Origin of the sequence: Methylobacterium dankookense (genome assembly GCF_902141855.1) — a bacterium.
Lineage (GTDB): Bacteria > Pseudomonadota > Alphaproteobacteria > Rhizobiales > Beijerinckiaceae > Methylobacterium > Methylobacterium dankookense.
In genome coordinates, this window is the sequence record NZ_CABFVH010000047.1 from 30,177 (window position 1) to 41,877 (window position 11,701).

9 protein-coding genes are annotated in these 11,701 nt (G+C 71.4%); 7 read left to right on the top strand and 2 right to left on the bottom strand.

Features of this window, described 5'->3' with window-relative positions:
• Window positions 1-100: 100 nt before the first annotated feature.
• Together MTDSW087_RS24390 and MTDSW087_RS24395 are read right to left on the bottom strand one after the other, a co-directional pair.
• Window positions 101-1,759: an SWIM zinc finger family protein gene (locus tag MTDSW087_RS24390; RefSeq protein ID WP_144767489.1), complete on the bottom strand. Its 1,659-nt coding sequence runs from the start codon at window positions 1,757-1,759 to the stop codon at window positions 101-103.
• A complete protein-coding gene (locus MTDSW087_RS24395; RefSeq protein WP_144767491.1) occupies window positions 1,756-4,902 on the bottom strand; it encodes a hypothetical protein in 3,147 nt (1,048 codons plus the stop codon). The genes MTDSW087_RS24390 and MTDSW087_RS24395 overlap by 4 nt, the downstream gene beginning before the upstream one ends.
• A 419-nt stretch (window positions 4,903-5,321) precedes the next feature.
• Between MTDSW087_RS24395 and MTDSW087_RS24400 the strand changes: the two genes are divergently transcribed.
• From MTDSW087_RS24400 to MTDSW087_RS24430, 7 genes are all read left to right on the top strand, one after another.
• Window positions 5,322-6,059, top strand: coding sequence for an NUDIX hydrolase (locus MTDSW087_RS24400; protein ID WP_144767493.1), 738 nt, complete (start codon window positions 5,322-5,324; stop codon window positions 6,057-6,059).
• Window positions 6,060-6,075: 16 nt separating this feature from the next.
• Entirely contained in the window at window positions 6,076-7,065 is a 990-nt protein-coding gene (locus tag MTDSW087_RS24405) for an SPFH domain-containing protein (protein ID WP_144767495.1), read from the top strand.
• An 8-nt stretch (window positions 7,066-7,073) separates the two neighbouring features.
• On the top strand, window positions 7,074-7,967 hold the full coding sequence (locus MTDSW087_RS24410) for an NAD(+)/NADH kinase (RefSeq protein ID WP_144767497.1): 894 nt from the start codon (window positions 7,074-7,076) through the stop codon (window positions 7,965-7,967).
• A 149-nt stretch (window positions 7,968-8,116) separates the two neighbouring features.
• Window positions 8,117-8,791, top strand: a complete 675-nt coding sequence (locus MTDSW087_RS24415) for a DUF1796 family putative cysteine peptidase (protein WP_144767498.1) — start codon at window positions 8,117-8,119, stop codon at window positions 8,789-8,791.
• Window positions 8,792-9,404: 613 nt separating this feature from the next.
• Window positions 9,405-10,238 (top strand): DUF4344 domain-containing metallopeptidase, encoded by an 834-nt coding sequence (locus MTDSW087_RS24420; RefSeq protein WP_144767500.1) that lies wholly within the window; start codon window positions 9,405-9,407, stop codon window positions 10,236-10,238.
• A gap of 118 nt (window positions 10,239-10,356) precedes the next feature.
• The gene (locus MTDSW087_RS24425) at window positions 10,357-10,737 is read left to right on the top strand and encodes a GCG_CRPN prefix-to-repeats domain-containing protein (RefSeq protein WP_144767502.1); all 381 of its coding nucleotides are present in this window, start codon (window positions 10,357-10,359) and stop codon (window positions 10,735-10,737) included.
• 21 nt (window positions 10,738-10,758) lie between these two features.
• On the top strand, window positions 10,759-11,325 hold the full coding sequence (locus MTDSW087_RS24430; RefSeq protein WP_144767506.1) for a hypothetical protein: 567 nt from the start codon (window positions 10,759-10,761) through the stop codon (window positions 11,323-11,325).
• Window positions 11,326-11,701 lie beyond the last annotated feature (376 nt).

An 11,701-nucleotide genomic window follows, 5' to 3' on the forward strand; every position in this document is an offset into this window, starting at 1 on the left:
GGCGAAACGCCGCCCGGAGTGCAAGGTCCGCTCCGGCCGGCGCCCCTCGTGAGCGCGAGCCTAGGCCATGCGGCCGCCCGCGGCAATCGATTCCGGCCGCTCATGCCCGGCCTCCCGTCGGCCTGGCCTCGGCGTGGAACAGGCGGCGCAGGGCGAGCATGTGCTCGCAGGGGCCGCGCGCCAGCCGGTTGCGGATGTAGAAGCCGCATTCGCAGGCCCCGCCGACCATGCGCTCGTCCGCGTCGATCTCCACCGCCGGCCGCAGGGTCCGGCCGTCGTCCAGCACCGTCCCGGCGAGGCGGAGCCGTCCCCCGCCCTGCTCGACGGGGCCGAGGCTCGCGAGCCCGGCCGCGAGGAAGCGGTCGGCCCTGGCCTCCTGCTCGGAGGCGAAGCGGAGGGCGCCCGCATCCAGCGGCTCGCGGGTCAGCTCGCGCAGGCGGTAGACCCGCTTGTCGAGATCGAACATGGCGCGGCCCGCCTGCACGTAGCCGCCGAGCGCCGCCTGGACCGTGGCCCGGTCGAGGCCGGTCTCGGCCGCGAGTTCCTCGACGCTGGCGAGATGCCGGCGCCGGAGCGCCGCGAAAACGCGGGACGCGGTTCCCGCCTCGACGTCCCGACGCGGGGCGAGGAGATCGAACTGCCCGGCGCGCGACCAGTCGTTGGCGGTCCAGCCGGACAGGCCGAGCGTGAAGCGCAGGCCCCCGAAATCCACCACCGCGAAGGAGGGCAGCCCGGTGCCGAGGAGGTGCAGGCGCACGGACCTGGCGAGCGGGAGCGCCCGGGCCAGGATCGCGAGGCGACGCCGTCCCCACAGGCGGATCTCGGCGCCCTCCGCGCCTCGGTAGATCGAGCGCCGGAAGGTGAGCCGCTCGTTCCACGGCTCGATCAGCACCGAGACCGGCCGGTCCGGCTCCAGCAGGAAGCGCAGGGAGCGCGGCCCGTGCCGCTCCCTGCGCGCGGCGAGCCGGGTCAGGATCGCGTGCATGTCGACCGGGTGCAGATCCACCACATGGGCGGGCTGCGCCATGGCGCTCGACACCTGGAGGAAGCCCCGCATCCAGGAATCGGGCAGCTCGATCTTGTCCTCGCGATAGGCGGCCTCGTCGGTCGTCTGCACGGTGAATCCGGTCGGGTCGATCGACAGCTCGGTGTCGCGGTAGCTGCGGATCTTCTGGAACTCGTCGTAGAGGGCGTGGCTGTAATCGATGTTGGTGGTGCCGCAGGCCATCTCGCCGAGGCGCTCGAACACGTCGTGGTCGCAGGACAGGCGGCCGTAGCTCGATTCGTCGAGGCTGAAGCACTCGAAGAAGACCTCGTCCGGATGCACGGTGATCACCGGGTCGAGCACGATCCAGGCGTCGAGGTCCTCCTTGTAGAGGCGGCTGAAATAGCGCTGCCGCGCCTCGTGGAAGGGCCGCATCACCGCGTCCGAGCGGAGGCTGACCTCCGTCAGCTCGCGACGCAGGGCCTCGATCTCGGCGCGGATCGCGTCCTTCGCGGCGAGCGCCTCGGCCAGGAGCTGCTGCTCGTTGTCCTCCAGCCAGGCGAGATAGGCGGTGCGGTCCTTCGGCTTGAAGCGCAGATCCGACACCACGACGTGGTGCAGCGCCGAGATCGCCTCGCGGAACGGCAGGTGGCGGGCGACCTTGCCGACGAAATAGGTCGGCTCGCGCAGGGTGTCGGGCACGAAGCCGAGCCGGGTCGCGTCCGCGTCGGTGACGGCCCGGCTCGCGCCGAGATAGCGGTGGACGAAGTTCATCGGGCGGCTTCCGATACGGATCCGGCACCCGGCCGCGCCTCCGGCCGGTGCCGGGCGAGGGGCGTGCCGAGGCCGGGATGGGCCTCCGCGATGTCGCGGAGCGCCAGGATCGCGGCGGTGCGGTCGCGGGCCGTCCCGCTCAAGGAGAGGTCGGCGAAGAGGGGCAGCAGGCTCTCGGCCCGCGCGCGGCTGCGCAGGGCCTCCGCCCGCAGGAAGGCGGCCATCCGGTCCTTGGCGATCCGGCCCTTGAGCACCTGCAGCATCACGATGCGGGCGAGGGGGATCAGCTTGGCGAAGGCCTCCTCGCTCGCGACCGCCTCCTCGGTCAGCAGCTCGGTGACGAGGAGATGCATCGCGGGGGAGGGGTGTTCGAGCAGGCGCAGGAGCTGCGCCTCCGCGTCGCCCGGCCGGAGCCGGCTGCGCAGGAGGTGGCGGGCGAAGGCCAGCACCTCCGGCCTGACGCTGTCGGTGACGACGGCGAGCACGGCGGGCGACCATGCCGCCTCCGGCCAGGCCTCGAACTGGCTGCGGGCGAAGGCGAGGGTTTCCGGCCAGCCGCTCTCGACGAGGAGGACGGCATCGGCCGCCTCCGCCTGGAAGCGGGCGGGCTCCGCCGCGTAGGCGGCCATCGCCCATCGCCGCACCGAGAGATGCGGATGGTCGCCGAGCCGCGCGATCTGGCGCACGCTGAAGGTCGCGGCCGGGCGCTCGTCCAGCAGGGCCGCGCCGAGGCGCTGGGCGCCCTTGGCCCGCGCCTGGAGGAGGCGCCACAGGGTGCCGGCATCGAGGGCGGCGAGTTCGCCCGGCAGCGCCTCGCGCAGGAGGTCGATGACGTCCGCCGCATAGGCCTCGTCGGGGGCGGCGTGGAACAGCGAGCCGATCAGCTCCCGCGCGAGGCGCGGGGCGAGGTCCGGATCCGCCTCCGCGAGGCGCCGGACCAGGGGCCGCGCCGCCCGCCGCAGGGGGCTCGACGGGCCGCTCGCGAAGGCGAGGATGCGGTCGGCATGGAGCTTGAGCCGCGCATCGCCGAGCCGCGCCAGCAGGCCGAGCGCGGCCTCGCGGACCTCCTCGGAGTCCGAGCCGGTCAGCGCCTCCCAGCGCTCCGCGGGCAGGCCCTCGGCATCGAGATCGGATCGTGCCAGCAGGGCGATTCCGGCGGCGGCGACCTCGGCCGCGGCATGCGCCATCAGGGCGGCGACGTCCGCGCCGGCCACCGGCAGGCCGTGCGCCGGCCAGAGCAGGGGGAGGCCGGCGCGCATCGCCCGGATCCGCGCCCGGGCCGTCTCGTCGAGCACGGGCGGCATCGCCCGCAGCCAATCCACCAGCCGCCCGGCGAGCGCCGCCGCGGCCTCAGGCGGGAGGGCGCGCGCGCCGGCGAGCCGCACGAGCGCCTCGCCGACCTCCGGCGCGGGGCTCGTCAGCAGCGCGAAGGCGAGCGGCGGGCTCGACCAGGGCAGGGCGGCCTCGGCCTCGATCCGCCGCAGGGCGAGCGCCCGCGCCTCCGGCAGGGGGGCGCCGACCAGGGCGGCCAGAAGCTCCGGCCCGGCCTCACCCCGGGCCAGCCGCTCGCGCGCGATCTCCAGGGCGAGGCCCTGCACGGCGGGGAAGGCGGCGGCGAGCAGGCGTTCCAGCCCGGCCGGCGTGAGGGCGTCGCGGGCGGCCGGGTCGGCGCGCAGGAGCCGCAGGCCCAGCATCGCCACGGGCTCGATCCGCCCCTCCGCCGCCAGCCGGAGCGCGAGATCCGGGCGCGCGCGCCACAGCTCCGGGAAGGCCTCGCCTCGGCTCTCCGGATCGATCTCGGCCTCTTCAAGGAAGGTCAGCGATCCCGGGCGCGGCCGGGCCTGTGCGGCGTTCCGGTAGAGGAGCTGGCTCGCGGTCCAATTGGCCGCGAGCGGCCCCCGCGCCCGGGGCTGGGGCCCCCAGCTCCCGTCCGGCCGGCGCGCCCACACGGTCCAGGCGACGCGCTGCGTCAGGTCCTTGGGGTGCAGGCCGAGCAGGAAGCCGGCCGCCATCTCGGCGAAGGCCGGGTCGCCGGCCTCGCCGCGCTTGCGCAGGGCCCGCCAGATCCGGCGCTTCAGATAGCGCAGGGTGGCCGTGGACAGCCCGATCCGGGCATCCGGACGACCGCGCTCCCCGCGCAGCGCGACGGAGTGCCCGAGCTCCGGCAGGTAGGCGTGGCTCCGGCCCGCCCGGTACATCGCCGTCGCGGTCTCGATCCGGCGGGCGGTCGCGCCGAAGAGGCCGGCATCGTCGGCCATCTCGGCCTGCTTGAACAGGCGGCGCAGGCCGATCAGGTAGGGCGGCCGGGCCGGCAGACGCGGCAGCGCGGCGCAGAGGGCCGCGTGCAGCCCGGCCTCCGCCTGGGCGCGCCGGCCGAGCGCCACCAGCGCCGGCCCGAGGCGGCCCGGATCGTGCTCGGCGAGCGCCGTCAGCGCGCCGACGAGGCCATCGGGATCCCCGGCCCGGGCCGGGCGGTCGACCATGCCGGGCAGGTCCGGCTCCTCGACCGCGACATGGCGATGCGCGCCCATCAGCGGCGAGACCAGGGCGAAGCGGGCGAGGTCGCGGATCACGGTGCTGCGGGTGGCGGCCGCCACGGCCTCGAGGGCCGCCGCCGCCTCGGCCCCCGCGGCGCGGGCGAGCGCCCAGACCAGGGCGTAGCTCGCCTCCGCCGGGCCGATCGCCTGCGCCAGGGCAAGGAGATCCGGCGCGGCGGAGGCGAGCCGCAGCTGCCCGATGCGCCAGAGCAGGCGCTCGCGCTCCCGATCCGGCCAGCGCCCGCGGCGGCACTCCGCGAGCCGGGCGAGCAGCACGGCCTCGCGGCCCTCGGGGCCTGCCAAGCCCTCTGCCAAGCCCTCTGCCGCGCGCGCCGCGCCGCCGGGCTCCGGCCGGTCGGCATGCCGGTAGCCGCCGTTGAGCTTGGACACCACGACGCTGTCGAAGACCTTCGTGGCCGCGTCGCCCGCGACGGGCCGGGGCGTCTTCGATCCCTCGCGCAGGGCCGCGCCGCGCCGCCCGTAGCGCACGTTGACGAGGAAGCGCTCGGACGCGGCGACGGCGTCGTTCTCGACGAGATCGACCTCGTAGACCTTGTCGGAGGATCCCTCCCGCAGGTGGAGGCGCGCCGAGCGGACGACCTTCATGCACGCGTCCCGGAGGCGGGCAGGCGGGCGGATCGCGTGGATCCTCCGCCGGCTCCTCCGCCGGGGCGGGCGTCGCTGCGATCGGCGGGCCTGGGCATCGTGGCTCCTCGCAGGATGAACGGTCGCCGGCCCGGCCCGTGAATCACGGGCGCCGGCCGCCCGGCAATGTCTAGCCGCCCGGGAAAGGCGGGGGCAACCCTTGCCGGTGCGCCGCCGCGCGGCGGCAGATCCGGGTGGCCCTCCGCCGGAGCAGGGGCCGTGCTGCCCAGAAAAATCATTTCAAAGCAATGGTATAGACCCGAATTCGCCGCACCCGTCGTCGGGCCCGGCGCAGGATCCAGACGCGATGCGGCCCGACCGGATTGACATATATGCGATCTGCGTCTTAGTTAGATGCAGATCGCATATATGGTGCTGCCGTGAGCGAGGACGCGTTTCTAGCCGCCTACGATCCCGCCGCCTACGAGCGGCCGGCGCTCGCCGTCGACGTGGTCCTGCTGGGCCTGCGCGAGGGCCGCCCCGCCGCCCTCCTGCTCCGGCGGGCGCAGCATCCCTTCGCCGGGTTCTGGGCCCTCCCCGGGGGCTTCGTCGGCATCGGCGAGACCCTCGACGCGGCGGCCGAACGGGTCCTGCGCGAGAAGGCGGGCATCGCCGCCCCCCATCTGGAACAGCTCTACACCTTCGGCACCCTCGGCCGCGATCCGCGCATGCGCATCGTCTCCGTCGCCTATCTCGCGCTCCTGCCGGACCGGGCCTTTGCCGCGGCGTCGGAGGGCATGCCCGAGCTGATGCCGGCCCGCCTCGACGTGCCCTGGCGCGGCGAGGCGGGCGGCCCGGTCGCGGCCTTCCCGCTCCAGGGCAGCGCACGGAGCGAGCCCCTGAGCCTCGCCTTCGACCACGCCGACATCCTCGCCCTCGCGATCCTGCGGCTGCGGGGCAAGCTCGACTATTCCGATGTCGGCTTCGCGCTGCTGCCGGAGCTGTTCACCCTGCGCCAGCTTCAGGACGTGCACGAGGCGATCCTGGGCCTGCCACTCAACAAGCCCGCCTTCCGCCGCCGGATGCTCGACCGCGGCTGGCTCGAACCGACCGGCGCCCGCGAGGCCGGCTCGTCGTTCCGCCCGGCCGAGCTCTACCGTTTCCTGAGACCGCGTTGATCCCGAGGAGGATGCCATGGCCACGATCCGCAGCATCGGTCCGCTCGCCCAGCTGAGGAGCGAGGCGAGCAGCCACGTCATCCGCTACCGCGACGGCCATGTCCGGCAGAGCGGGCGGGGCCTCGTCTTCTGGTTCCGCCCGGAGACCGCGAGCATCAGCGAGGTGCCCATGGACGACCGCGAGATGACGCTGTTCGTGCGCGGGCGCAGCCGGGACTTCCAGAGCGTGGCGGTGCAGGGGACGATCGGCTGGCGCGTGGTCGATCCGGAATTGCTGGCGAGCCGGGTCGACTTCTCGATCGGCCTGCGCACCGGCAAGCCGCAGGGCGAGCCGATCGAGCGGATCGAGGCGCGCCTCGGCGGCATCGCGGCCCAGGCGGTCCTGCAGCATCTCGGCGCGAGCCCGGTCGGCGCCCTGCTGGATGCCGGGCCGGAGCCGCTGCGCGTCGGGCTCGAGGCCGTCCTCGCCTCCGCCCCGGCGCTCGCCGAGATCGGCGTCGCGGCGGTCTCGGTGCGCCTTACGAACCTCGCCCCGTCGAGCGAGCTGGAACGTGCGCTGCAGACGCCGACCTTCGAGGCGCTTCAGCAGAAGGCCGACGAAGCCACCTTCACCCGCCGCGCCCTGGCGGTCGAGAAGGAGCGCGCCATCGCCGAGAACGAGCTCGCGACGCGGACGGAGCTGGCGCGGCGCGAGACCCTGCTGATCGCCCAGGAGGCCGAGAATGCCCGCGACCGCGCGGCCGGCCTGGCGGAGGCGCGGGGCCTGGAGGCGGCGGCGGAGGCCGAGCGCATCCGCCTCGTCGAGGGCGCGCAGGCCGAGGCGGAGCAGCGGCGCGTCGCCGTCTACCGCGACCTGCCGCCGGCCGTCCTGCTCGGGCTCGCCGCGCGGGAGCTCGCGGGCAAGCTGGAGACGATCGAGCACGTCACCGTGACGCCGGACCTGCTGGCGGCCGCGTTGGGCGAGTTCCGCCGGGCGGGCGCCGCGATCCCGCCCGCGATGCGCTGAGCCCCGCCATGGCGGCCGTCACGCCCCGCGCGGTGTTCGTGGTCCGGGAGACGGATTTCGAGCTGCTGATCGCCCGGCACGCGACAAGCGGCCAGGCCCGCTTCTTCCTGGAGAGCCGCGGGCAGAGTCTCGCGGAGGTCGAGGCGCGCCACCGGCGCTTCCAGGCGGTGCTGGCGCAGGCGCGCGCGGCTGTGCCGGCGGACTGGCGCCAGGCCCTGACCCACCGCGCCGACCTCGACCGCTTCCTGTTCGCCCCCGAGGACGTCGTCGTCACCGTGGGGCAAGACGGCTTGGTGGCCAACGTCGCGAAATATCTCGCGGCGCAGCCGGTGATCGGCGTCAACCCGGCCCCCGACCTCTACGACGGCGTGCTGGCGCGGATCGCCGTCGATCGGCTGGGGGCGCTGCTGCCGGCGAGCGTGGCGGGCGCGGCCCGCATCGAGCGGCGCACCATGGTGCAGGCGGTGCTCGACGGCGGCGAGCGGCTGCTGGCGCTCAACGAGATCTTCGTCGGCCATCGCAGCCACCAATCGGCGCGCTACCGGATCGAGACGGGGCACACCGCCGAGGACCAGTCCTCGAGCGGGCTGATCGTGGCGTCGGGGACCGGGGCGACCGGCTGGGCGCGCTCGATCAGCGAGGCGACGCGCCTGACCCTGCCGATCGGACCGGAGGAGCCGGCTGTGGGCTACTGGGTGCGCGAACCCTTCCCCAGCACGACCACGGGGACGCAGATCTGCGCCGGCAAGCTCACGGACGCCTCGCTCACGGTCACCTCCCGGATGAACGAGGGTGGCGTGGTGTTCGCGGACGGCATCGAGCAGGACTTCCTGCCCTTCGGCTATGGCAGGCGGGTGGAACTCGGCCCCGCCCCACGCGGCCTCACGCTGGTGATCGCGTAGCGGGACACGACAGACCACGTCGCATCAACACTGCGTGCTATGCGGGCCGGAACTGTAGACGGGCTGGCCTCCGCAGCGCTATAGATGTCTAACCAAAAATATTGAACTTATGTTTCTTGCTATTTAGCACAAGAGTCAAGAAATCAGATATGAATTCAGTGTTGCATTTCGACAATATTGTCTCGTTGGGCGGCTCATGCAAGGTCGCCTATGAGGCACGTGCATATTTCGATTTTGGCCAAGCGTATCCATTTGACTGGTGGATATGCAAGGCAAAATCGCTGGCTTGCTATCTGGAAAATCTCGACCCTGAGGGACTTTACGCCGAAGGCAATCTGGAACTCATCCAGAACAATGAAATTTCACAAATCGCAAGCAAGCTCTACGATTTTAGATTTCATCACGAATTCGGGAGACATTGGGAGCTTCCCAATCATCCCGTAAGGCAGGATTGGCGCGATGGGATCGAGAATGTGAAGATCAGGCATCTGTCACTGATGTCTCGATTTTTGTCTCTTAATGTTGCCGGGAACAACATCCTCTTTGTTCGCACTTGCGAAATGCCCGGCGATGCCGATGGTGCAATCGATCTGCTTGGCGCTATCGATAAATTGTTCAACAAAGCAGATTGGCGAATGCTCATCATCAATGGCAACGGCACATATGAAGATCGTCACGCCATATCCAGACAGATTCAGCTGAAAAACCTTGAATGGAACGGCCTTGCAAGCAGGGAATGGAGCGGGCTGTTCCTCGAACTCGGCCTTGCCGTCACACAAAGCTCCAAGCGCTTTGATAGAAAGGTGCGCGCCGAGAGCGACTGAGAACCAGCAAGTCGAATCATGAATTTCAGCATTCAATGCGCACTGCATGAAACTCACATCAGAGACCAAAAACGATTCAAATTGCCCCTTGATGGCCTGAAAGGCCGGTTCAGCCCACGCAAGGGCGTACGAGCGCTGATCGCTGCGGCGGACTCCGAACCTCGAACGGGTGTCGAAGGTCGGCTGCGAAGGCGCGTCCTGGCTGATCGTCACAGGTCGTACAGGTCCGCGAAAATGGCAGACCCAGATCGAAAGCCATCCGGGGTCCGGCCAGACCATGCGAGCTGCCTGGCAGCGGGCTTTATGCTCTTCGACACAGGACTGCACGGAACCGTGCTGCAATGGTCGACATCCCGGCCGATGATTGCGCGCGCGCCGCACCGGATCCGGTGAGCTGCATCATCTCGTTCGCCACCGGGGTAAGACCTGGATCAACGCATTCGAATTGATCTGGATCGGGTATTCAATTCATCCGGACGACGCGCGGGCAGAGAATCGGCGTCGCCCGCCTCGCTCCGGGTGCAAGGCCAGCACCGTCCCATCAGAACAAGCGTGCGCCCGCGGCTGATGTAGCTGTCACGGCTTCGGCTTGGCCATGTTCGAGGGCCGGACGATGCCGAGGCGCCGCCATGTCGGTCCCACGTTGCTTCTCATCTGGGTCGTCTGCGTGTTGCAAGTCCGGGCGGAGGCGGGAGCGACGCCGAAGGTTCGGATCGTCTACCAGAATCCGGCCCGGGGAGAGGCCGCGGAGATCTACCGCGACGTGAGGGAGCGCCGGGTGCTCGAAGGGCTTCGAAACCTCATCTCGGATCTCCGCCTGTCCCAGACGCTGACGCTGCGGATGGCCGAGTGCGGCGGGGAGCCCAATGCCTGGTACGCGCCGCGCGATCGGACGGTGACCGTCTGCTACGATTACATCCGGGACCTCCGCGAGCGGGCGCCCTCCACCGTCACGGCCGACGGCGTGACCCGCCAGGCCGTCATTTTCGGCGGGTTGGCACAGGTCTTCCTTCACGAGGTCGGCCACGCGCTGTTCGACCTCCTCGACATCCCGGTGCTCGGCCGCGAGGAGGATGCGGCCGACCAGTTCGCGGCCCTGGTCGTCCTCCGCCTTCCGCCGGCCGAGGCGCGCCGCGTGATCGACGGGGGCGCGCATCTGTTCAGGAGCTTCGCGGCCTTGGAGACGGTGGAGGAGGCCGTCCTGGCCGATTCCCACGGGCTGTTCGCCCAGCGCCTCTACAACCTCCTGTGCCTCGCCTACGGCTCCGACCGCCGCGCCTTCGCCTATCTCGTGGACCGCGCCAGCCTGCCGAGCGAGCGCGCGGTCGAGTGCGCCGCGGAATACGCCCAGGCCGCGGATACGATGGACCGGGTGCTGCACCGCCACCTGCGGGGCAAGCGCCTGGGCCGCGGGCAGATCCGCCGCGCTTTCCGGTGGATCTTCTGAGGGCGGAGATTCGCATCACGCATCCGCCGGGATGCGGCGGGCGCGCCTTCGACCCGGGGGCAAGATCGTCCCCCGAACGGGGGGTCCAGGGGGCAGGCAATACGAGGATTGGCAGACCATGACGCGCTTCAGACCGATCGTGATGGCGGGCATCATCCTGGGTGCCGTCCTGGGCCTCGGGCCGATCGAGAGAGGGGAGATCGGCTCAGCGACGGCGCTGGCCGCACAGGGCTGCGGCCCCGGCTTCCACCGCAACGTCTACGGGTACTGCCGGCCGAATGCCTACGCGGCGCCGGGCTATTACCGGCCCTACGGCGCCTACGGCTATAGCGGCGGCTACGCCTATCGCGGTGCCTATGGCCGGCGGGTCTATGGCGGCCGCGTCTATGGTGGACGCGCTTATGGCGTACGCGCCTATGGCGGGCGCGTCGCGGGCGGCCGGGTCCGCGTCGGGCGCGCCTATGGCGGCTATCGCGGCGGCTTCCGCGGCCGGCGATAGGCCTCATCGGGGAGGCATGCCATGGACCCGGCGGCATCCGCGCGCGTGAACCGCCCCGGGGCCTCGCGCCTCGGAGGGCGCCTGCTCGCCGAACTCAAGCGGATGGCGGCGATCTTCGCCTATCTCTGGACGGTCTTCGGCATCCTCGTCCTGCACGAGTGGATCGTGCTGTCCCGTCACGGGATCGATTACCGGTTCTACGGCCTCGCATTCGTGAATTCGTGGATCCTGGCGAAGGTCGTGCTCGTCACGGAGCATTTCGACGTGCTGCCGCGCTGGGTCGGCCGACCGCCGATCTATCGGATCGTCACACGCTCCGTCGGTCTCGCGCTGATCCTCGTCTCGGCCTACGCGCTCGAGGAAACGGTGATCGGGCTCGTCAGGGGACACTCCCTCGCCGACAGCCTGCCGACGGTCGGCGGCGGCGGCGTTCGTGGCTATCTCGCGATCAGCCTGATCATGGCGGTCGCCATGGTCCCGTACTTCACCTTCCGGGAGCTCGGCCGCGTGCTCGGCCGCGAGCGGCTGCGGGCGCTGATCCTGTCCGAGCCGTCGCCGCCGTCCGAGCCCGGCGCGGAGCGCCGCTGAGGCCGGCCGCCGGGCGATCCTCGCGCGGCGCTGGGCCGGCCCCTGCGCAGCTGTGGGATGTCCCCTTCGATCAAGCCGTCAAAGCGTGACCTGCAAGGATGGGACATCATCCTGTCCCGTCGGATGGGCGGAGACGATCATGATCCGCGCCCCTGGACTGCTGCTTCTCGGCCTGCTTCTCGCGAGCGCCCTGCCGGCCGGCGCGGATGCGCAGACCGAGCCGGGAAGCGCCCTGCCGGTCGGCACGGTGGCCGCCCGCCGGACGGCGATCGACAAGTGTCCGTCGTCAGATGATTTGAGACGGTTTGCGGTGCTCAGGAACGGAGGCTCTGGTCCACCTTGGTTGAGAGGTTAGGCAGCCTGCGCGTGGTGGCGC